Source organism: Streptomyces sp. DSM 41931, from assembly GCF_050271085.1.
Classification (GTDB): Bacteria; Actinomycetota; Actinomycetes; order Streptomycetales; family Streptomycetaceae; genus Streptomyces; species Streptomyces albogriseolus.
The window spans coordinates 6,576,989-6,597,612 of the sequence record NZ_CP189902.1; the positions used below are offsets into that span (position 1 = coordinate 6,576,989).

Sequence of the window (20,624 nt, forward strand, 5' to 3'; positions counted from 1 at the left end):
GCCCACGGGCCTTCAGGCCCTGGCCCCCGCCTCCCGCTCCTGGTGTGCCCGGCCGAGGTGGCGGGGGAGCAGCAGCGGGGTGGCCAGGAGCAGGGCGCCCGCGAGGGCGATGGCCGTGCGGGGGCCGGTGAGGCTCGCCAGCAGACCCCAGAGCGCCGTCAGGACGGCGATCGACGCCTTGCTGGTCGCCGACCACGCCGACAACGTGCGCACCACCCGGTCCGCCGGCGTCCGCTCCAGCCGGCGCGTCGCGCACACCGGGTTGAACACGCCCATGCTCGTGATCAGCCCGAACTCGATCACGATCACCAGGATCAGACCCGCCGCGCCCGGCCCCACGAACGCCAGACCGACCGACCAGCAGGCCCGCAGCGTCCCCGCGACACGCAGCACCCGCCGCGCCCCGAACCGCGCCACCAGCCGCCGCGACAGCCGTGCGCCGACGAGCCCGCCCAGACACGGCACCGCGAAGGCCAGCCCGTACTGCCAGGGAGCGAAGCCCAGCGGGCCCACCATCAGCACCACCAGCAGCGGCGACGACGCCATGATCAGGCCGTTGACCAGCACCGTGTTGAGGAACAGCGGACGCAGCTCACGGTCGCGCAGGATGTACCGCCAGCCGTCGAGCAGGTCGCCTGCCCGCAGCCGGGGCCGCGGGTCGGGCCGTTCGGGACGCCGGTCGCCGCCGCCCGCCGCGCCCAGCGCGCCGGCCGACAGCAGATAGCTCACGGCGTCGGCGACCACCGTCGTCACCGGCCCGAACCAGCCGATCGCCGCCCCGCCCAGCGGCGGCCCCAGCATCGTCGCGGTCCAGGCCGTCGACTCCAGCCGCCCGTTCGCCCGCAGCAGGTCCTCCCGCTCCACCACGTCCTTCAGATACGCGCCGACCGCCGCCTGGAAGGTGATGTCGGCCGCCGCCACCGTCACCGACACCACCAGCAGCTGCGCCACGGTGAGCGCGTCCAGGGCGTACGCCACGGGCACGCTCAGCAGCACCGCGCACCGGACGAGGTCCGTCGCGATCATCACCGGGCGTTTGCGGCGGTACTCCACCCAGGGCCCGAGCGGCACCGACAGCACCGCGCCGACCGCGGGGCCCACCGCCGCCAGCAGCGAGACCTCCGCCGGACCGGCGTGCAGCACCAGCAGGGCGACCAGCGCGAACGCGTCGAACGCGAACCGCGTGCCGAAGGTGCTGACCCCGTACGCCGTCCACAGCCACCCGAACCGCCACGCCGGCGACCGCCGCCCGTCCACCCGCCCCCCCGCTCGCGCCGATCCCGTCCCCGGCGGCCGCCGGGGACCGGCCCATCCAAGCGAGCCGGGCCGCGTCGGGCAAACCGATCCGGTTTACCCGCGGCGGGGCGGGCTACGCGGCTCGCACAGGAGAAGCGGGCGAACGCATCCGCGACCGCGACCACGCACCGGGAGGCGCCCCATGACCACGCGCGTACGCGACGTGATGTCCGCGCACATCACCTCCGTGGAGCCGATGACCTCGGTGACCCGGGCGGCGTGGCTGATGCGCGAGCGGAACGTCGGTGACGTCCTCGTCGCCTACGACTGCGACCTGTTCGGCGTGCTCACCGACCGCGACATCGTGCTGCGGGGCGTCGCCGAGGGGCACGACCCCGAGGCCACGACCGTCGGCTCGCTGTGCACCCGCCCGCCGCTGGTGACGCTCGACCCGGACGACACGACCGGCCACGCCGTCGAGCTGATGCGGAAGCACGCCGTTCGGCGGCTCCCCGTGGTGGAGCACGGCGGCTGCCCCGTGGGCGTGGTCAGCCTCGGCGACCTGGCCGCCGAGGAGGACCCGCACTCCGCGCTCGCGGACATCAGCCGCGCGACGCCGACCCACTGAGCCCGCCGTTCGAGCCGGCCGCCGGGTTCAGCCGTCGACCGTCACCGCGCACGACCAGCCGTACGGCCCCGGCCACAGCCGCAGGTCCTCCCAGCCCACGTCCGTCGGCACCTCCCCGGTGACCCGCACGTCCTCCAGGCCCGCGACCGCGAGCCGCACGTCAAGACCGCCCTCGGCCTCGTCGGCCTCCACATCCACCGGCACCTCGCCGTACGCCTCCAGCCGGTACAGGATCTCGTCCAGCAGCGCGGCCAGCAGATCGTCGTCGTTCGTCTCGTCCAGCCGGATGCGGTCCACCCCGGTCGGTCTCACGCCGGAGACGTCGGCGAAGCACTCCACCATCGCCACCACGGCCTCGGCCAGGCAGTGCTCGCGGCTCGCCGCCCAGGCCTCGATGCGTACGTCGTCCTCCTGCGCCACCGAGCGGTGCCCGCTGCGGTCCCGTCGCGGCGCCTGCCCCGCGTCACCCGTGTCACCGGCCATGCACCACGACTGCCCGAGCGCACGGACCCCATGCCCCGCGGCGGTGCTTCGCGCACCGTGAGAGGGGGTACGCGGGTGCCGACCGGGTGATGACCGCTCGGAGGGAGGGCACCGTCATGCGGTTCCGTGATCGCCGGCAGGCCGGACGCGCACTGGCCGCGCGGCTGCGGGAGAGGCAGGACGCGGGCGCCCTGCCCGACCCTCTCGTCCTGGCGCTGCCCCGCGGCGGCGTCGCCGTCGCCGCCGAGGTCGCCGAGGCGCTCGGCGCGCCCCTCGACGTCCTCGTCGTGCGCAAGATCGGCGCCCCCGGCCACGAGGAGTACGGCGTCGGCGCCATGGCCGGCGACGGCGGTCCCGTGTTCGACGAGGAGGCCGTGCGCGGCCTGGGGCTGACGCAGGCCGACCTCGCGCCCGTCGTCGCACGGGAACGCGCCGAGCTGCTCCGGCGCGAACGGCTCTACCGGCAGGGCAGGCCCGCGCCCGACCCGCGCGGCCGCACGGTGATCGTGGTCGACGACGGCCTGGCCACCGGTTCCACGGCCCGCGCCGCCCTGCGCGCCCTCCGCGCGCGCGACCCCGCCCGCCTGGTCCTGGCCGTCCCGGTCGCCTCCCCGCAGGGCGCCGCGGCCCTCCGCCCCGAGACCGACGACCTGGTCGCCCTCCACGAACCGGCCGCCTTCATGGCCGTCGGCCAGTGGTACGACGTGTTCGACCAACTGACGGACACGGAGGTGCTGGAGGCGCTGCGCGGGCGGGAGCAGACGTAGCGCGAGGCGCCCGGGCGGCGCCCGCTCAGATCACCGCGTCCGCCCGCAGCGCCTCGATGTCCTCAGGCGTGCGGCCCAGGTCGCGCAGGATCGTTTCCGTGTGTTCGCCCACCGCCGGCACCGGGTCCATGCGGGCCGGAAGGCCGGCGAGGTCGGCGGGTGGCAGGAGCGCCTCCGCCGTGCCGCCCGGCACCCCGATCTCGCGCCACCGGCCGCGCTCCGCCAGCACCGGGTGGTCGAGGAACGCCGCGACGTCGTTCACCCCGGCGCAGGCGATGCCGGTCCCTTCCAGGTTCTTGAGCAGTTCCTCCGCGTCGTCGCGGGCGCAGCGGTCGGCCACGATCGCGTTCAGTTCGTCCCGGTGCGCCACACGGTCCGAGCTCGTCGCGAACCGCGGGTCGTCCGTCAGCTCCGGCCGGCCGAGGAACTCCCGGCACAGCGCGGCCCACTCGCGTTCGTTCTGGATGGAGAACAGCACCTCGCGCCCGTCCGCCGCCCGGAACGTGCCGTACGGGGCGATCGTCGCGTGCTGGGTGCCCAGCCGGGGCGGCTGGGCACCGCCGTACCGGGTGTAGTAGGCGGGCTGACCCATCCACTCCGCCAGCGCCTCGAACAGGGACACCTCCACGGGGTGCACCTCGCCGGTGGTGGCGCGCGTGTAGAGGGCGGTGAGGACACCGCTGTACGCGTACATCCCGGCGGCGATGTCGGCCACGGAGATGCCCGTGCGGGCGGTCTCCCCGGGGGTGCCGGTGAGCGACACCAGACCCGTCTGGCACTGCACCAGCAGGTCGTACGCCTTGCGGTCGGCCCACGGGCCGGTCGTGCCCCAGCCCGAGATCGTGCACGGGACGAGGCGCGGATGGCGGCGGGCCAGGTCGTCCGCGCCCAGCCCGAGCCGGCCGGCCGCGCCCGGTGCGAGGTTCTGCACGAACACGTCGGCGTCCGCCAGCAGTTCGTGCAGGATGTCCCGCCCGCGCGGATCCTTCAGGTCGAGCGTGAGGGACTCCTTCGAGCGGTTGATCCACACGAAGTAGCTGGACGTGCCGTGCACGGTGGTGTCGTAGCGCCGGGCGAAGTCGCCCTCGCCCGGCCGCTCCACCTTGATCACCCGGGCGCCGAGGTCGGCCAGCTGCCGGGTGGCGTAGGGCGCGGCCACCGCCTGCTCCACGGTCACCACCGTCACCCCGGACAAGGGGAGTCTCCGCACGTCCACGCCTCCTGCCCACGCCCCGGTTCCCCGGGCACCGGCCTTCCTCGGCCGGTACGCGATCACTACGCGATTAGTACGACCAGGGCGAACCGCCTGTCAACGCCTGCCCGTCAGCGTCCGCCCGCGGCCGGCACGCCGGCCGGACGGCTGCGCGACACGATGCGCGTGCCCCACGCGTCCACCGCGCGGACCTGGAGCGACCCGCAGCCGCAGCGCGTCCACACCGTGCTGCCCGCCGCGGTGACGTGCCGTGAGACGACCTGGAACGGCTCCGCGTGGTCCGGCCACCCGCAGTAGGGGCAGGCGGCGCCGGTCGTGCTGGTCATGGCGACTCCTTGGATCCTCACGTGCTTCACGTGACTCGTGTGCCTGTCGTCGGTCGCGACACATCAAGGGTGCGCCGTCGATTACGTTCACGTCCAGGTTGACTTTTTGGACGCCACCGTGAAGTCTCGACTTCATGATTGACCTGCGCCGGCTCCATGTCCTGCGAGCGGTCGCCCACTACGGCACGGTCACCGCGGCCGCCCGCGCGCTGCACTTCACGCCCTCCGCCGCCTCCCAGCAGATCCGCCAGCTCGCCCGCGACCTCGGCGTCGACCTGCTGGAACCCCAGGGCCGCGGGGTGCGTCTCACCCCGGCCGCCGAGAGCCTGCTCGCGCACGCCGACGCCATCCAGGCCCGCTGGGACCAGGCCGAGCTGGATCTGCGCGCCGACCACGGCGACCCGGCCGGGGTGCTGCGGGTGACCGGGTTCCCCGTGGCCGTCTCGGTGCTGCTCGCGCCGATGGCGGCCCGGCTCGGTGAGCGGCACCCGCGGCTGTCGGTCCGGATCACGGAGGCAGCCGTTCCGGCCATCTTCGACCTGCTCTTCGAGGGCGCCGCCGATCTGGCCGTGGTGGAGTCCACCCCGCACAACCCGCCGATGAGCGACACGCGGTTCGACCAGCAGCCCTTGCTGGACGACCCGTTCGACCTGGTGGTGCCGGACGCGCACGCGCTGGCCGGGCGGGACCGGGTCGACCTGGCCGAGGCGGCGCACGAACCGTGGATCGCCCCGGTGCCGGAGAGCCCGTGCCGGCTCCAGGTCATGGCCGCGTGCGGCGCGGCCGGCTTCGCCCCGGAGGTCGTCCACCACGCCGGCGACTGGAACGCCACGGCGCATCTCGTGGCTCACGGCCTCGGCGTGGCCCTGATCCCCCGTCTGGCCCACGTCACCCCGCACCTGCGGGTCACCCGCGTCCGCTGCGCGGGCGACCCGCACCGCAGACTTCTGACCGCCACCCGCACCGGCGGCCACGCCCGCCCGGCCGTCGCGGCGGCCCTCGGCGAACTGCGCCGGCTCGCGCCGGCAGCGCTCGCCTGACCCGGCGCCGGCCGTCAGGCGTCCGTCGCCTTCCGTCCCGGCGCCCCCACCCGCAGCCCGTCCATGACGAGGTCCAGCAGGCGGGCGGCCCGCGGCTGCCAGTCGCTCGAGGGGTCGAGCTGCCAGAGTCTGCCGATCGCGAGGATCAGGTCCTCGGAGGTCACGCCGGGGCGGATGACGCCCGTCTCCTCGCACGCCCGCAGCAGACGGTCCGCCGCCTGCAGCAGCGTGTCGTGTCCGGGCTTCGCCGGGCCGTCCGGGGAGCTGGTGGCCTGCCGGATCGCGTCCGCGAGACCCGCCTTGGTCATGCTGAACCGGGCCAGCCGGTCCATCCACTCCCGCAGCGCCCGGTCGGGCTCCCGCCGGCCGAGCAGCTGGTCCGCGCTGTCGGCGACCTGCTGCATCTCGTGCCGGTAGATCTCCATGACCAGTGCCTCGCGGCTGGGGAAGTTCCGGTAGAACGTGCCCTGTCCGACGCACGCCTTCTTGGCGATCACGCTCAGCGGGGTGTCCGCCGACCGCGTCAGCTCGGTGACCGCGACGGCCAGGATGCGCTCGCGGTTGCGCTGAGCGTCCGCCCGCTGGGGTGTCTCCGCGCTCCGCGACGCGTCCTTGTGATCGCCCACCGGTCCTCCTCCCGGGTCGTGACCGAAACCCGACCTTGATAAGCGGACAGCTGTCCACTACGTTTCGAAGTAACGGACAGCTGTCCGCTTCCGGTCCATCGTATCGGCGGACCCGGGCGGCACGGGACGGCCCTTCCGCATGCCCCGGGCCACCGTCGCGTCCGCCCGACCGCGCACGTCACACCATCCCGCAGTCCGCACGCTCCGCACAGCGCCACGACCACGTCCGCCTGCCCGAATCGCGGAAAGAAGGCCGTCCATGACGCCCCCCACGTCGTCCAGCACCGTCACCCTGAACGTCAACGGCGAGAAACACACGCTGACCGTCGACCACCGCACCACCCTGCTCGACGCCCTGCGTGACCGCCTCGACCTGACCGGCACCAAGAAGGGCTGCGACCACGGGCAGTGCGGCGCCTGCACCGTCCTCGTCGACGGCCGCCGCACCGTCTCCTGCCTTCAGCTGGCCGTCGCCTCCGAGGATCGCGCGATCACCACCGTGGAGGGCATCGCCGAGGGGGACCGGCTGCACCCGGTGCAGCAGGCCTTCCTCGACCTCGACGGCTTCCAGTGCGGCTACTGCACCCCCGGCCAGATCTGTTCGGCGGTCGCCGTCATCGAGGAGCACGCCGCCGGCTGGCCCAGCGCCGTCACCGCGGACGTACGGCCCGAGGCCGGCCCGCCGCCCCTGACCACCGAGGAGATCAAGGAACGTATGAGCGGCAACCTCTGCCGTTGCGGCGCCTACGGCCAGATCGCGCGGGCGGTCGCCCGCGCGGCCGCCGAGGCGTCCGCCGAGAAGCTCACCGAGGAGACCACCGCATGAGGGAGTTCGACTACCGGCGCGCCGACGACGTCACCGGCGCGGTCGCCCTGCTGGACGCCGACCCGGACGCCCGCTACCTCGGCGGCGGCACCAACCTCGTCGACCTGATGAAGAACGGCGTCGAGACCCCCGCGCGGCTCGTCGACATCCGCTCCCTCCCGCTCGACCGGATCGGGACCGACGACGACGGCGGCGTGCGCATCGGCGCGACCGTCACCAACAGCGACCTCGCCGCGCACCCGCTGATCCGCGAGCGCTACCCGGCGCTCGCCCAGGCCGTGCTGGCCGGCGCCTCCGGGCAACTCCGCACCATGGCCACCGTCGGCGGCAACCTGCTCCAGCGCACCCGCTGCGGCTACTTCACCGACATCACCCGGCCCTGCAACAAGCGCGAACCCGGCAGCGGATGCCCGGCGATCGAGGGGGAGCACCACAATCACGCCGTCCTCGGCGCCTCCGAGCACTGCGTGGCCGTGCACCCCTCCGACATGGGCGTCGCCCTCACCGCCTTCGACGCCGTCGTCTCCTGGCGTACCGCCGACGGCGCCTACGAGGCCCCGCTGACCGACTTCTACCTGCCGGTCGGCGACACCCCGCACCGCGAGACCGTCCTGCCGCCCGGCGCGCTCATCACCCATGTCACCCTGCCGCCCGCACGCGTCGCCGCCCGCTCGCGCTACCGCAAGGTCCGCGAACGTGCCTCGTACGCCTTCGCGATCGGCTCGGTCGCCGCCGCGCTGGAGGTGGACGACGGCGTCATCCGCGACGCCCGCCTCGCCCTCGGCGCGGTCGCCTCCCGGCCCTGGCGGGCCCGTCTCGCCGAACGGATCCTCGTCGGCGCGCCCGCCACCGCCGAGTACTTCGCCGTCGCCGCCGACGCCGAACTCGCGGCGGCCCGCCCCCTGCCCCACAACGGCTACAAGGTGACCCTCCTGCGCAACCTCGTCGTGGCCGTGCTGACCGAACTCGCCGAGGAGACCTCCCGATGACCGTCGCACCCCAACGCCCCGCCGCACCGGGCCTGATCGGCACCGCGCACACCCGCGTCGAGGGCCGCGACAAGGTCACCGGCGCCGCCCGTTACGGCGGCGACATCCCGTTCGCCGGGCTCGCCCACGGCGTGCTCGTGCTGTCCACGGTGGCCCGCGGCAGGATCCGGTCGGTCGGCACCGGCCCGGTGCTCGCGATGCCGGGCGTCCTCACCGTCCTCCACCACGGCAACGCCCCTCGCCTGAACAGCGAGTACGTCGGCATGCTGGGCGTCCCGCCGGACCCGACCGCCGTCGTCTTCCAGCACGACCGCGTCCCGCACGCCGGCTGGCCCGTCGCCCTCGTCGTCGCCGAGACGCCCGAGCAGGCGCGGGCGGCCGCCGACGCCCTCGTCGTCCGTTACGAGGAGGAGCCGCACGACGTCGCCCTGTCCGCGGACCGGCCCGACGCCTACGCCGCCGACGGGCACATGCCCGGCACCACGGAGAAGGGCGACCTGGAGGCCGAACTCGCCGCCTCCGCGCATGTGGTGGACGCGGAGTACACCACGCCCGAGGAACACCACGCCATGATGGAGCCGCACGTGGCGACGGCGTGGTGGGACGGCGGCCGGCTCGACGTCGTCGACTCGAACCAGGGCATCACCTGGGTCGCCGACGAACTCGCCCGGATGTTCTCCCTCGACGCGTCCGCGGTGCGGGTCCGCTCCGAGCACGTCGGCGGCGGCTTCGGCAGCAAGGGCGTCCGCGCGCCGCAGGTGGCCGCCGCGATGGCCGCCGCCGAACTGGGCCGCCCGGTGCGGGTGTCCCTGACCCGGCGCCAGATGTTCTCCGTCACCGGCTACCGCAGCCCCACCGTGCAGCGCGTCCGGCTGGGCGCCGGCCCCGACGGACGGCTGCGCGCCCTGGAGCACACCTCGCTCAACCAGACGTCCACGGTCTACGAGTTCGTCGAACCGGGCGCGGGCGTGGCCCGCACGATGTACGACGCCACCGCCCACCGCACCGAGAACCGCGTGGTACGGCTGGACGTGCCGTCCCCGACATGGATGCGGGCGCCCGGCGAGGCCCCGGGGTCGTTCGCGCTGGAGTGCGCCCTCGACGAACTGGCCGAGAAATGCGGCGTCGACCCGATCGAGCTGCGGCTGCGCAACGAGCCGGAGACCGGGCCGGTCAGCGGGCTGCCGTTCGCCGGGCGCAACGTCGCCGCCTGCTTCCGCGAGGGCGCCCGCCGCTTCGGCTGGGACGCCCGCGACCCGCGCCCCGGCGTGCGCCGCGACGGACGGTGGCTGGTCGGCACCGGCACGGCCGCCGCGTCCTTCCCCGCGGGCACCCTGCCGTCCACGGCGGCGGTGACCGCGGAGGCCGACGGGACCTTCACCGTCCGGATCTCCGCCTCCGACATCGGCACCGGGGCGCGTACGGCGCTCACCCTGATCGCGGCCGACGCGCTGCGGGTGCCGTCGGAGCGGATCCATGTGCGCATCGGGGACAGCGACTTCGGCCCGTCGGGCATCGCCGCCGGTTCCATGGGCACGCGCTCCTGGGGCTGGGCGGTCGCCGCGGCCGCCGAGGAACTGCGCGAACACCTCGTGCCGGGCGTCGCGTTACCGCCGGAGGGGATCACGGTACGGTCCGACACCACGCAGGCGATCGCCGCGCTCGCGGCCCGGGAGCGGCACACCTGGGGCGCCCAGTTCGCCGAGGTCGCCGTCGACGTCACCACGGGCGAGGTACGGGTGCGGCGGATGCTCGGCGTCTTCGCCGCCGGCCGGATCGTCAACCCGCTGACCGCCCGCAACCAGCTCGTCGGCGGCATGACCTGGGGCATCTCCATGGCCCTGCACGAGGAGGCGGTGCGCGACCCGGCCTCCGGCGCGCTCTACGGCGCCGACCTGGCCGGCTACCACGTCGCCACGCACGCCGACGTGCCGCTGGAGGTCGACGCCCTCTGGGTCGACGACCACGACCCCGACGACCCGGTCGGCATCAAGGGCATCGGCGAGGTCGGCATCGTGGGCGCGGCGGCCGCCGTCGCCAACGCGGTGTGGCACGCCACGGGGGTGCGCCACCGCGGCCTGCCGATCCGCCCGGACCGGGTGCTGCGGGCGGGAGTTCCGGATGCTTGACCTCGCCGACGACCTGCGGCGCTGGCTGGCCGAGGAGCGGGAGTTCGCGGTGGCCACGGTCGTCTCCGTGGGCGGCAGCGCCCCGCGCGGCCCCGGCGCCGCCCTCGCCGTCGACCGCGACGGCACGGTGATCGGCTCGGTGTCCGGCGGCTGTGTCGAGGGCGCGGTGTACGACCTGTGCGTGGAGGCCCTCGCGGACGGACGGGCCAGGACCGAGCGGTTCGGCTACAGCGACGAGGACGCCTTCGCGGTCGGCCTGACCTGCGGCGGCACGATCGAGGTGCTGGTCACGCCGGTCGGCGCGGGCAGCCCCGTCCGGCCGGTGCTGGAGTCCGCCCTGACGCACCTGTCCGGTGGTGGCCCGGGCGCGCTGGCCTGGGTGACGGACGGCCCGGCCGACCTGCTGGGCCGGGCGCTCCTCGTCCGCCCCGACGGCACGTACGAGGGCGGCCTCGGCGGCGCGGCGGAACTGGACCGCGCCGCCGCCGCCGCGGCCCGCGGTCTGCTGGACGCGGGCCGCACGGGGACGGTCACGGTGGGGCCGGGCGCGGACGCGTACTGCGCCGGCCGTCCGGCCCTGTTCGTGCAGTCCTCCGTGCCGCCGCCCCGGATGATCGTCTTCGGGGCGATCGACTTCGCGGCGGCGCTGGTACGGGTCGGCAAGTTCCTCGGCCACCACGTCACGGTGTGCGACGCCCGGCCCGTGTTCGCGACCCGGGCCCGCTTCCCGGAGGCGGACGAGGTGGTCGTCGACTGGCCGCACCGCTATCTGCGCACCACGCGCACCGACGCCCGCACGGTGCTGTGCGTGCTGACGCACGACGCCAAGTTCGACGTGCCGCTGCTGGAGGTGGCACTGGGACTGCCGGTCGCGTACGTCGGCGCGATGGGCTCCCGCCGCACCCACACGGACCGCCTGCGCCGCCTGCGGGAGGCGGGGGTGGGGGAGCGGGCACTGTCCCGCCTGCGCTCCCCGATCGGCCTGGACCTCGGCGCCCGCACCCCGGAGGAGACGGCCCTGTCCATAGCGGCGGAGATCGTGGCGGCATGGCACGGCGGCACGGGCGCCCCGCTGACGACGACGTCCGCTCCGATCCACCGGGAGGGGCGGACGGCTCCGGCGGCGGCGTGAGCGACGGTTGCCGGTGTGAAGGGCGACGGGGGCCCGCGTCACCGCGGACGGCGAAGGGGCCGGAAGCCGGAGCTTCCGGCCCCTTCGGGGGCGTGCGTCAGGCCGCGGCCTGCTCGCCGTCGACCAGGGCGTGCAGGCGGTCGAGGACCTCCGCCAGCTGCTCGGCGACCTCGGTGTCGTCCGCCGGGTGGGTCTCGGCGAAGCGGGTCACCGAGCCGGGGATGGAGAGCTTGATGTCCTCGACGACCTTGCCGCCGGCGATGCCCACGGCCTTGCGGGCCTCGTCCTGCGCCCAGACGCCGCCGTACTGGCCGAAGGCGGTGCCGACCACGACGACCGGCTTGCCGGAGACGGCGCCGGCGCCGAACGGCCTGGACAGCCAGTCGATGGCGTTCTTCAGCACGGCCGGGATGGTGCCGTTGTACTCGGGGGTGAAGAGCAGCAGCGCGTCCGCGCCGGCCGCGGCCTCGCGCAGCTTCGCCGCGGCGGCCGGGACGCCACCCTCGACGTCGATGTCCTCGTTGTAGAACGGGATCTCCGCGAGGCCCTCGTAGAGCGCCACATCGGCGCCCGCGGGAGCGAGCTTGACCGCGGCCTCGGCCAGCTGACGGTTGTGCGAACCGGCGCGAAGGCTGCCGACGAGAGCCAGGATGCGAACAGACATGAGGAAACTCCAGGGGGTGGACTATGACCTGCGACATAATGCGGACCGGGGTCCGCTTTGCAGTTGTAGCACTTCAACCGGACCGCGGTCCAGTTTCATTCCCGATGCCTTAGGCTGGTTTCATGTCCGCCGCGCCCCCGTCCGCCCCGCCTCCGCAGGAGCCCGTCGAGCCCCCGCAGCTGCTCCAGCTGGGTCTCGACGACGACGAGCCCTGCCTGCGCGCCGACGCCGCCCGCAACCGGGCCCGGCTGCTGGAGGCGGCCGCCGGACTCGTCGCGGCGCGCGGCGCCGACGCCGTCACCATGGAGGAGGTCGCCGCCGCGGCCGGTGTCGGCAAGGGCACCGTCTTCCGCCGCTTCGGCGACCGCACCGGCCTGCTGATGGCCCTCCTCGACCACAGCGAGAAGAAGCTCCAGGCCGCCTTCCTCAGCGGCGCCCCGCCGCTGGGCCCGGGCGCGCCCCCGGCCGAGCGGCTGCGCGCCTTCGGCCGCGCCGCCCTGCGCCGCACCGTGGAGGACCTGGAGCTCCAGCTCGCGGCCCAGCCGGACCCGGGCCGCCGCTTCACCGTCCCGCCCTACCGGGTGCGGCACCACCACGTCGCCCTGCTGCTGCGCCAGGCGGTCCCGGACGCCGACTGCGACCTGCTCGCCCACACGCTGCTGGCCCAGCTCGACCCCGCCCTGGTGCACCACCTGATGCACCAGTGCGGCATGCCCGCGCGGCGCCTCGAGGACGCCTGGACGGACCTCGTCGACCGCATCACCGGCACCGCCGCCTGACCTCCCCGGACGCCCCCTCCGCACCCCGGCGCGCGCTCTCAACTCCCCCGATTGAAGGGCGCGTTACGTCTTCTGCGAAGATGCCGTACGTCATGGTGCAGATACCGAACCCGCCCGCCCCCGCGCCCCCCGCACCGACGGGCTCCGTGCCGACGAGCGCCGATGTGGCCCGCCTGGCCGGCGTCTCGCGTGCGACCGTCTCCTACGTGCTGAACAACGCCCGTGCCGTCCGGATCAGCGAACCCACCCGCCGCCGCGTCCGCGAGGCCGCGCGCGAACTGGGGTACGTCCCGCACGCGGCCGCCCGCAGCCTGCGCGCCGGGCACAGCCGTATGGTCCTGATGCCCGCGCCCGCGTTCCCCGTGGGCCCGCTGTACAGCAGGTTCATCAACGAGCTGCAGGCGGCGCTGAGCCTGCTCGACTACACGGTCGTCCAGCACGGCACCGTCGGCGTCCACGACGACGAGGCCGCGCGCGCCTGGGCGGAGCTGCGCCCGGTGGCGGTGCTGGTTCCCGGCTCCGGGCTCGGCCCGCGCGGCGTCGAGGTGCTCAAGCGCTCCGGGGCGCGGGCCGTCGTCACCCTCGGCCCCGAGACCGTGGAGGGCGCGCACGCGCTGCTCATGGACCACGATGTCGTCGGGTACAGCGCGGGCGCCCACCTGTTCGACCGGGGGCGCCGCCGGATCGGCGTGGTCGTGCCGGGGGAGCCGGGGCTCGACACGTTCTCCGCGCCGCGCCTGGCGGGGGTGCGGGCCGCGGTGCGCGGCACGGACGCGACGGTGACCGAGCTGCCGCTCGCCCATGACGAGGAGGCCGCGGCCCGGCTCGCCGCGCGCTGGCGGGATCTCGGCCTCGACGCGGTGTTCACGTACAACGACGAGTACGCGATGCTGCTGATGCGGGCGTTGCAGGACGAGGGGGTCCGCATCCCCGAGGAGACGGCCGTGGTCGGCGCGGACGACCTGATGCTGGGCAGGCTCCTGCGCCCCCGGCTCAGCACGGTCCATCTCGAACTGCCGTCCGGCCAGGAACTGGCCGACCTGGTCGACCGAGCGGTCCGCGACCCGTCGGCGGCGCCGGAGGCGCACAAGGTGCTGGGCGCGAGGGTGATCCGCCGGGACTCCACCTGACGACTGCCCGCGGCTGGGCGTACCCGTGCGCCGCGTACGAGTCAGGGCGTCTCAGGCGCCCTGACCGCCCTGCTGCTGCGCCTGCTGCTCGGCGATCTGCTGACGCACCTGGTCCATGTCCAGCTTGCGGGCCTGGCCGATGACGTCCGTCAGCGCGGCCTCCGGCAGCGCGCCCGGCTGGGCGAACACCGCGACCTGGTCGCGGACGATCATCAGCGTCGGAATCGACTGGATGCCGAAGGCGGCGGCCAGCTCCGGCTGCGCCTCCGTGTCCACCTTGCCGAACACCAGGTCCGGGTTGGCCTCGGCCGCCTTCTCGTACACCGGTCCGAACTGCTTGCAGGGGCCGCACCACTCCGCCCAGAAGTCGATCAGCACGAACTCGTTGTCGGTGACCGTCTGGTCGAAGTTCTCCTTGGTGAGTTCGACGGTGGCGCTCATGGTCTGGTCCCTCTTCCTGCTGTCGGCTCCGGAGTCGGCACAACACGGCCGACCGGTCACGTATTCCGCGCCCCTACCCATGTGGCCACCCGGCACACCACCCATCAGACTGACGCCATGACGGACACACCATCGAGGCACACGGAAGCGACCGCCTACGACGTCGTGGTGATCGGCGCCGGACCGGTCGGGGAGAACGTGGCGGACCGCACCCGCGCGGCCGGGCTCTCCACCGCTGTGGTGGAGAGCGAACTGGTCGGCGGCGAGTGCTCCTACTGGGCCTGCATGCCCAGCAAGGCCCTGCTGCGCCCGGTCCTCGCCCGGGCCGACGCCCGCCGCCTGCCAGGGCTGAGCGCGTCCGTCCAGGGTCCCCTGGACACCGCCGCCGTGCTCGCCCGCCGCGACTCCTTCACCTCCGGCTGGAAGGACGACGGCCAGGTCCGGTGGCTGGAGGGCACCGGCGCCGACCTCTACCGCGGGCGGGGACGCCTCAGCGGCCCGCGCACCGTCACCGTCACCGGCCCCGACGGCCGGGAGAGCGTCCTCACCGCCCGGCACGCCGTCGCCGTGTGCACCGGCAGCCGCGCCCAGCTCCCCGACCTGCCAGGACTCGACGAGGTCCGCCCCTGGACCAGCCGTGAGGCCACCAGCGCCCGCTCCGCGCCCGGCCGGCTGGTCGTGGTGGGCGGCGGGGTCGTCGCCACCGAGATGGCCTGCGCCTGGCAGGCGCTCGGCTCGCGCGTCACCGTCCTGGTGCGCGGCGACGGCCTGCTCGGCCGTATGGAGCCCTTCGCGGGCGAGCTGGTCGCCGAGGCCCTCACCGAGGCCGGCGCCGACGTCCGCACCGGCACCTCCGTGAAGGCCGTGACCAGGGAGAACGGCGCCGTCGTCGTCCTCACCGACACCGGCGACCGGATCGAGGCCGACGAGATCCTCTTCGCCACCGGCCGCGCCCCCCGCACCGACGACCTCGGCCTGGAGACGATCGGCCTCGAGCCGGGGTCCTGGCTGGACGTGGACGACAGCCTCCGGGTGACCGGCCACGACTGGCTGTACGCCGTCGGCGACGTCAACCACCGGGCCCTGCTCACCCACCAGGGCAAGTACCAGGCGCGCATCGCGGGCGCCGCCATCGTCACCCGGGCGGCGGGCGAGCCGGTGCGGACCGAGAAGTGGGGCGCGCACGCCGCCACCGCGGACCACGCGGCCGTCCCGCAGGTCGTCTTCACCGACCCGGAGGCGGCCTCCGCCGGCCTCACCCTCGCCGAGGCCGAGCAGGCCGGCCACCGGGTGCGGGCCGTGGACGTCGACCTGTCGTCGGTGGCGGGCGCGAGCCTGTACAGCGACGGCTACCGGGGCCGGGCCCGCATGGTCGTCGACCTCGAGGACGAGATCGTGCGCGGCGTCACCCTCGTCGGTCCGGGCGTCGGCGAGCTGATCCACGCGGCGACCGTCGCGGTGGCCGGCCGCGTCCCGGTCGGCCGGCTGTGGCACGCCGTCCCGTCGTACCCCACGATCAGCGAGGTGTGGCTGCGGCTGCTGGAGGCGTACCGCGACGCCTGACCGGCGCTCCCACCGGATCCCGGCCGGGCGGGCGCGGCTACGGCAGGTCGAAGCCCAGCGCCCGCGCCGCCTCCTCGGCCGTCGGCTGCCCCCAGTACCGCGCCGCCGCCGCGTTGCAGGACAGCGACCGCGGCTCGGCCCGGTCCAGGTACAGCGTCCCGTCCAGGTGGTCGGTCTCGTGCTGCACGATCCGGGCGGGCCAGCCGGTGAACTCCTCGTCCAGCGCCCGCCCGTGTTCGTCCTGCCCGGTCAGCCGCACCGACGCGTGCCGCGCCACCACCGCCTGGTAGCCGGGCACGCTCAGACACCCCTCGAAGAACGCGGCCCGCTCCGTGCCGACCGCCTCGTACGCCGGGTTCACCAGCACCCGGAACGGCTGCGGCTCCCGCCCCCGCGCGACCCGTACCTCCTCCGGCACCGGCGCCGGGTCCTCGATCACCGCGATCCGCAGCCCCACGCCCACCTGCGGCGCGGCCAGCCCCACACCGGGCGCCGTGCGCATGGTGACCCGCAGCGCCCGCACGAACCGCGCCAGCAGCGCGTCGCCCAGCTGCCCGTCGTACGGCTCGGTGGCGCGACGCAACACCGGATGCCCGGCGGCGACGATGGGCAACGGCCCCTCGTCGGCGAGAAGTTGCTCGACCCGCTCGGCCAACGGCACGCGATCGCTCGGAGTGTTCATCACGCCAGAATCGCACGACCGTCAGCATGTGAGCCGCAGCTCACACACCCCTCCCGGGAACCCGACGGCCCGTCGTACGGTCCGATGCCCCGCCGACACGCACGGTGCCCGGCTCCCCGAGGGGAACCGGGCACCGGCCTCATGAGGGCTCACATCTCGTCGAAGTCGCCGCCCAGCGCGGCCGCGAGCCGCAGATGCGGCTGCGCCTCGGCGTCCCGCCCCTGCCGCTGCAGGGTGCGGCCGAGCATCAGACGGGCGTAGTGCTCCACCGGGTCGCGGTCCACGATGATCCGCAACTCGGCCTCCGCGCGGCGCAGCTGGGCCGAGTGGTAGTAGGCGCGGGCGAGCAGCAGACGCGGCCCGGTCTGCTCGGGCACCTCCTCGACCAGGCTGCCCAGGACCCGCGCGGCGGCGGCGTAGTCCTTGGCGTCGAAGAACATCCCCGCGCGCTCCCAGCGCTCGGCGTGCGTTCCGTGGTCGTAGTACGTCGTGTTCACCCGGCACCTCCTTCGCGCCCGTCAACCGGGCCGGCCGTCCCGGTATTCCCCCTCCCTCCGCACCCCTGTGACCAGCCGCGCGGCCGGGTGCGGGACGCGTAGGCTGGCCGCACCGACTCGCTCCGGAGGGACCGCGTGACGACCACCACCCCGCCGATCACCCTGGACGACGTGCGCTCCGCCGCCGCACGCCTGCGCGGCGTCGCCCACCGCACGCCCGTGCTGCGCTCCCGCACCCTGGACGCGCTCGTCGGCGCCGAGGTGCACCTCAAGTGCGAGAACGTCCAGCGGGTGGGCGCCTTCAAGTTCCGCGGCGCCTACAACACCGTGTCCCGGCTCACCCCCGGCCGGCTGTCGCGGGGCGTGGTCGCCTACTCCTCCGGCAACCACGCCCAGGCCGTCGCGCTCGCCGCCCGGGAACTGGGCACCACCGCCGTCGTCGTCATGCCGGAGGACGCCCCGCCGTCCAAGCGCGCGGCCACCGAGGGGTACGGCGCGACGGTCGTCGCCTACGACCGGTACACCGGCGACCGCGCGGCCATCGCCGAGGCCCTCGCCGACGAGCGGGGCCTCACCCTCGTACCTCCCTACGACCACCCCCACGTCATCGCGGGACAGGGCACGGCGGCGCTGGAACTGGTCGAGGAGACCGGCGAGTTGGGTGCGCTGATCGCGCCGGTCGGCGGCGGGGGACTGATCGCGGGGAGCGCCACCGCCGTGAAGGGCCTGCACCCGGCGACCCGGGTGATCGGCGTCGAGCCGGAGGCCGGGGACGACACACGGCGCTCCCTGGAGGCGGGCCGGCGCGTCACCGTGCCCGTGCCTCGCACCATCGCCGACGGCCAGGCCGTGTCCACCCCCGGCGAGCTGACCTTCGCCGTGAACCGCCGCCTGCTGGACGAGGTCGTGCTGGTCGACGACGAGGCGATCAAGGAGGCGATGCGGTTCGCCTTCACCCGGCTGAAGATCGTCCTCGAACCGAGCGGGGCCACCCCGCTGGCCGCGCTGCTCACCGGCCGCGCCGGCCCGCTCCCGCACCGCGTGGGCCTGATCCTCTCCGGCGGCAACGTCGACGCGGAACGCTTCGCCCGCCTCTGCGCCCCCGGTGACTGAGCCGGGCGACGGCGCCCCTCACCCGTATGGCGCTCCCGGGTGGACAGGCGGACGATGAGGGGGCGGGGCCCGGCCGGCCCTCGCCGTACCGGGCCGGTCACCGGAAGGGAGCAGGATCATGCTCGAGGTGAAGACGCTGGACAAGCCCGACGAGCGACGCGACTTCCCGAGGGGCCACATCGAAGCCGTCCACCTGACGGGGCTGGACTTCGCGGTCGCCACGTTCGAGCCGGGATGGCGCTGGTCCGAGTCGGTCGGACCGATCGCCGGCACGGAGTCGTGCGGCATCCACCACAACGGCTACGTGCTTCAGGGCCGTATGCACATCCGCATGGACGACGGCGCCGAGAGCGAGGTAGGACCCGGCGACGTCTTCGTGTGCCCGCCGGGCCACGACGCGTGGGTCGTCGGCGACGAGCAGGTCGTGGTTCACGACTTCGCGGGCGCCATGGCCACGGACTACGCGAAGGCGGACTAGGCACCCCTCACACGTCCGCCGGCTGGTCGAGGTAGTGCGCGCGTCCCTCGTCGTCGAGTGCGAAGGGCCCCGCGGGGATGACGCAGAACTCGTTCCCCTCGGGGTCCGCCATCACCAGGAACCCGCCGTCGTCGTACCCCTCCAGCCGCCGCCCGCCGAGCCCTTCGATCCGGCGCTGCTCGGCGGCCGGGTCGGGGGAGGCGATGTCGACGTGCATGCGGTTCTTGCCGGACTTGGGCGTGTCGGCGCGCTGGAAGCCCAACACCAGGCCGTTCTCCCGGCGCAGCCACACATAGGGGCCGGTGCGTCCCACGACCGGCCTGCCGAGTACGTCCGACCAGAACGCGGCGAGCCGCTCGGGGTCCGTCGCGTCGACGATGAGGGCGTTGATCTGTGCTGAGGAATCGGTCATGGCGCGATCCTCTCCCGATACGGCGTGCGGACGGTCTTGGCGCGGACCTCGGACGCCGCTAGGGTCCGTTTACAACGTTGTGTGACTCGTTGTGCGACTCGTTGTGACTCTCACGGGCTCTCGCGGAGGATGCCGATGCCGGGTTCGCGCGCCACCCACCGCTCACCGGTCCGGACGTGGGCGCGAGCCGTGTGCGCCCTGGCGGCGGCATGGGCCGCGGTCGTCGCCGCCCCGGCCGTGCCGTCATCCGCGCAGCCGCCTTCCGTCCGGCCGCCTTCCGTGGCCGCCGACGCGGGAACGGACTACGTGGCACTGGGCAGTTCGTTCGCCGCGGGTCCCGGCATCCCGCCCCTCCAGTCGAGCGACGGCGCCTCCGCGTGTTCCCGGTCGGCCGGCAACTACCCCAGCCTGGTGGCCCGCGAGATCGGCGCGGACCTGACGGACGTGTCGTGCAGCGGCGCGACGACCGGGCACGTGCTGAGGGACACGCAGGGCACCCGCCCGCCGCAGATCCAGGCCGTGACCCCGGACACGCGCCTCGTCACGGTCACGATCGGCGGCAACGACGTCAACTACCTGGGCAGCATCAACGCCTACTCCTGCCAGGCGAGCGGCAGCACAGCCTGCCCGGCCGTGGACCGCGACGCCATCGAGCGGACGTTTCCCGAACTCCCCGGCCGTATCGCGGACATCGTGCGCGCGGTCCACGCCGTGGCGCCCGAGGCCCGCGTCCACCTGGTCACCTACTTCACCCTGCTGCCGGGCTCCGGCACATGCGCCGTCGCACCCCTGACCGACGAGCAGGCGGACTACGAACGGAGCATCGCCGCGCGCCTGGCCGCCGCCACCGCCGAGGCGGCCGCCGCGACGGGCGCCACCCTGGTCGACCTGGCGGGCGCGAGCCGCGGTCACGACGCGTGCTCGGCGCACCCGTGGGTGGAGTCGTACCGCCCGGCACAGGGCCGGTCCACCTACCACCCCAACGAGGCGGGTATGCGGGCGGCGGCCGACCTCGTGCATGCGGCCCTGACCTCCGGCGGAGTGACGCAGACGGCCGCCTTCCGCTCCGGCATCCCCGGCGCGTGCGTCGACGTCCGCAACGCCGCCACCGCCGACGGCACGCCCGTCCAGCTCCACACCTGCAACGGCACGGCGGCCCAGCGCTGGACCCACGTCCCGGGCGAGGGCGGCACCCTGCGCGCCCTGGGCCGCTGCCTCGACGTCAGCGGCGGCGGAACCGCCAACGGCACCAAGGTCCAGCTCTGGCACTGCAACGGCACCGGCGCCCAACGCTGGATCCCCGGCCCCGGCTCGTCCCTGGTCAACCCCCGGTCGGGCCGCTGCCTGGACGACCCGAACGGCTCCACCGCGGACGGCACGCAGCTCCAGATCTGGGACTGCAACGGGACGGCCGCGCAGCGGTGGACGCCGACGGCGGCCTGACCGCACTGCCCTCAGCCGGAGGGCCGG

The 20,624-nt window shown here is 74.7% G+C and carries 23 protein-coding genes; 13 read left to right on the plus strand and 10 right to left on the minus strand.

The window, feature by feature from the left end:
* Positions 1-12: 12 nt before the first annotated feature.
* Positions 13-1,257: an MFS transporter gene (locus ACP7TJ_RS30095; protein ID WP_427766743.1), complete on the minus strand. Its 1,245-nt coding sequence runs from the start codon at positions 1,255-1,257 to the stop codon at positions 13-15.
* Positions 1,258-1,438: 181 nt separating this feature from the next.
* On the opposite strand from ACP7TJ_RS30095, the gene ACP7TJ_RS30100 reads away from it, so the two are divergent.
* Positions 1,439-1,864, plus strand: a complete 426-nt coding sequence (locus ACP7TJ_RS30100) for a CBS domain-containing protein (RefSeq protein WP_167743910.1) — start codon at positions 1,439-1,441, stop codon at positions 1,862-1,864.
* Positions 1,865-1,891: 27 nt separating this feature from the next.
* On the opposite strand, the gene ACP7TJ_RS30105 is transcribed toward ACP7TJ_RS30100, so the two are convergent.
* Positions 1,892-2,347, minus strand: coding sequence for an archease (locus ACP7TJ_RS30105; protein ID WP_093769187.1), 456 nt, complete (start codon positions 2,345-2,347; stop codon positions 1,892-1,894).
* 116 nt (positions 2,348-2,463) lie between these two features.
* Here ACP7TJ_RS30105 and ACP7TJ_RS30110 point away from each other — a divergent pair, with 116 nt between their 5' ends.
* The gene (locus ACP7TJ_RS30110) at positions 2,464-3,114 is read left to right on the plus strand and encodes a phosphoribosyltransferase (protein ID WP_167743909.1); all 651 of its coding nucleotides are present in this window, start codon (positions 2,464-2,466) and stop codon (positions 3,112-3,114) included.
* Between the two features lie 25 nt (positions 3,115-3,139).
* Here the strand turns inward: ACP7TJ_RS30110 and ACP7TJ_RS30115 are convergent, their stop codons facing one another.
* Both ACP7TJ_RS30115 and ACP7TJ_RS30120 read right to left on the minus strand, forming a co-directional pair.
* Positions 3,140-4,330, minus strand: a complete 1,191-nt coding sequence (locus tag ACP7TJ_RS30115; protein ID WP_367452804.1) for a CaiB/BaiF CoA transferase family protein — start codon at positions 4,328-4,330, stop codon at positions 3,140-3,142.
* 107 nt (positions 4,331-4,437) lie between these two features.
* On the minus strand, positions 4,438-4,653 hold the full coding sequence (locus ACP7TJ_RS30120) for a hypothetical protein (protein WP_425948568.1): 216 nt from the start codon (positions 4,651-4,653) through the stop codon (positions 4,438-4,440).
* A 134-nt stretch (positions 4,654-4,787) separates the two neighbouring features.
* On the opposite strand from ACP7TJ_RS30120, the gene ACP7TJ_RS30125 reads away from it, so the two are divergent.
* Positions 4,788-5,693, plus strand: a complete 906-nt coding sequence (locus ACP7TJ_RS30125; protein WP_427766748.1) for a LysR family transcriptional regulator — start codon at positions 4,788-4,790, stop codon at positions 5,691-5,693.
* A gap of 14 nt (positions 5,694-5,707) precedes the next feature.
* Here the strand turns inward: ACP7TJ_RS30125 and ACP7TJ_RS30130 are convergent, their stop codons facing one another.
* Positions 5,708-6,319, minus strand: a complete 612-nt coding sequence (locus tag ACP7TJ_RS30130) for a TetR/AcrR family transcriptional regulator (protein WP_427766751.1) — start codon at positions 6,317-6,319, stop codon at positions 5,708-5,710.
* A 259-nt stretch (positions 6,320-6,578) separates the two neighbouring features.
* On the opposite strand from ACP7TJ_RS30130, the gene ACP7TJ_RS30135 reads away from it, so the two are divergent.
* From ACP7TJ_RS30135 to ACP7TJ_RS30150, 4 genes are read left to right on the plus strand one after another with little or no spacing between them, the layout of a single operon-like run.
* A complete protein-coding gene (locus ACP7TJ_RS30135; protein ID WP_193457267.1) occupies positions 6,579-7,145 on the plus strand; it encodes a 2Fe-2S iron-sulfur cluster-binding protein in 567 nt (188 codons plus the stop codon).
* Complete coding sequence (locus ACP7TJ_RS30140; RefSeq protein WP_376724391.1) at positions 7,142-8,134, plus strand: FAD binding domain-containing protein; 993 nt, start codon at positions 7,142-7,144, stop codon at positions 8,132-8,134. Before ACP7TJ_RS30135 ends, ACP7TJ_RS30140 begins: the two co-directional genes overlap by 4 nt.
* Complete coding sequence (locus ACP7TJ_RS30145) at positions 8,131-10,263, plus strand: xanthine dehydrogenase family protein molybdopterin-binding subunit (RefSeq protein WP_427766754.1); 2,133 nt, start codon at positions 8,131-8,133, stop codon at positions 10,261-10,263. Before ACP7TJ_RS30140 ends, ACP7TJ_RS30145 begins: the two co-directional genes overlap by 4 nt.
* Complete coding sequence (locus ACP7TJ_RS30150) at positions 10,256-11,395, plus strand: XdhC family protein (protein ID WP_427766757.1); 1,140 nt, start codon at positions 10,256-10,258, stop codon at positions 11,393-11,395. The genes ACP7TJ_RS30145 and ACP7TJ_RS30150 overlap by 8 nt, the downstream gene beginning before the upstream one ends.
* Positions 11,396-11,492: 97 nt before the next feature.
* Here the strand turns inward: ACP7TJ_RS30150 and ACP7TJ_RS30155 are convergent, their stop codons facing one another.
* Positions 11,493-12,059: an NAD(P)H-dependent oxidoreductase gene (locus tag ACP7TJ_RS30155; RefSeq protein ID WP_093769177.1), complete on the minus strand. Its 567-nt coding sequence runs from the start codon at positions 12,057-12,059 to the stop codon at positions 11,493-11,495.
* A 122-nt stretch (positions 12,060-12,181) separates the two neighbouring features.
* Here ACP7TJ_RS30155 and ACP7TJ_RS30160 point away from each other — a divergent pair, with 122 nt between their 5' ends.
* The gene (locus ACP7TJ_RS30160) at positions 12,182-12,838 is read left to right on the plus strand and encodes a TetR/AcrR family transcriptional regulator (protein ID WP_167743902.1); all 657 of its coding nucleotides are present in this window, start codon (positions 12,182-12,184) and stop codon (positions 12,836-12,838) included.
* Positions 12,839-12,930: 92 nt separating this feature from the next.
* A complete protein-coding gene (locus ACP7TJ_RS30165) occupies positions 12,931-13,968 on the plus strand; it encodes a LacI family DNA-binding transcriptional regulator (RefSeq protein ID WP_093769225.1) in 1,038 nt (345 codons plus the stop codon).
* 51 nt (positions 13,969-14,019) lie between these two features.
* On the opposite strand, the gene trxA is transcribed toward ACP7TJ_RS30165, so the two are convergent.
* A complete protein-coding gene (gene trxA / locus ACP7TJ_RS30170) occupies positions 14,020-14,409 on the minus strand; it encodes a thioredoxin (protein WP_093769175.1) in 390 nt (129 codons plus the stop codon).
* A 117-nt stretch (positions 14,410-14,526) separates the two neighbouring features.
* On the opposite strand from trxA, the gene ACP7TJ_RS30175 reads away from it, so the two are divergent.
* Entirely contained in the window at positions 14,527-15,972 is a 1,446-nt protein-coding gene (locus ACP7TJ_RS30175; protein WP_367547805.1) for a dihydrolipoyl dehydrogenase family protein, read from the plus strand.
* A gap of 37 nt (positions 15,973-16,009) precedes the next feature.
* Here the strand turns inward: ACP7TJ_RS30175 and ACP7TJ_RS30180 are convergent, their stop codons facing one another.
* Both ACP7TJ_RS30180 and ACP7TJ_RS30185 read right to left on the minus strand, forming a co-directional pair.
* The gene (locus ACP7TJ_RS30180) at positions 16,010-16,654 is read right to left on the minus strand and encodes a peptide deformylase (protein ID WP_370166393.1); all 645 of its coding nucleotides are present in this window, start codon (positions 16,652-16,654) and stop codon (positions 16,010-16,012) included.
* A 149-nt stretch (positions 16,655-16,803) separates the two neighbouring features.
* The gene (locus ACP7TJ_RS30185) at positions 16,804-17,151 is read right to left on the minus strand and encodes a tetratricopeptide repeat protein (RefSeq protein WP_167743898.1); all 348 of its coding nucleotides are present in this window, start codon (positions 17,149-17,151) and stop codon (positions 16,804-16,806) included.
* A 135-nt stretch (positions 17,152-17,286) separates the two neighbouring features.
* Between ACP7TJ_RS30185 and ACP7TJ_RS30190 the strand changes: the two genes are divergently transcribed.
* On the plus strand, positions 17,287-18,264 hold the full coding sequence (locus ACP7TJ_RS30190; RefSeq protein ID WP_370166396.1) for a threonine ammonia-lyase: 978 nt from the start codon (positions 17,287-17,289) through the stop codon (positions 18,262-18,264).
* Positions 18,265-18,382: 118 nt separating this feature from the next.
* Positions 18,383-18,742: a cupin domain-containing protein gene (locus ACP7TJ_RS30195; RefSeq protein WP_093769170.1), complete on the plus strand. Its 360-nt coding sequence runs from the start codon at positions 18,383-18,385 to the stop codon at positions 18,740-18,742.
* Positions 18,743-18,749: 7 nt separating this feature from the next.
* Here ACP7TJ_RS30195 and ACP7TJ_RS30200 read toward each other — a convergent pair whose 3' ends face one another.
* Positions 18,750-19,154 carry a VOC family protein gene (locus ACP7TJ_RS30200; protein ID WP_093769169.1) on the minus strand — a complete coding sequence of 135 codons (405 nt, stop codon included), beginning with the start codon at positions 19,152-19,154 and terminating at the stop codon, positions 18,750-18,752.
* A 306-nt stretch (positions 19,155-19,460) separates the two neighbouring features.
* Between ACP7TJ_RS30200 and ACP7TJ_RS30205 the strand changes: the two genes are divergently transcribed.
* Positions 19,461-20,597, plus strand: coding sequence for a ricin-type beta-trefoil lectin domain protein (locus tag ACP7TJ_RS30205; RefSeq protein ID WP_246532116.1), 1,137 nt, complete (start codon positions 19,461-19,463; stop codon positions 20,595-20,597).
* The last annotated feature ends 27 nt before the right edge of the window (positions 20,598-20,624 follow it).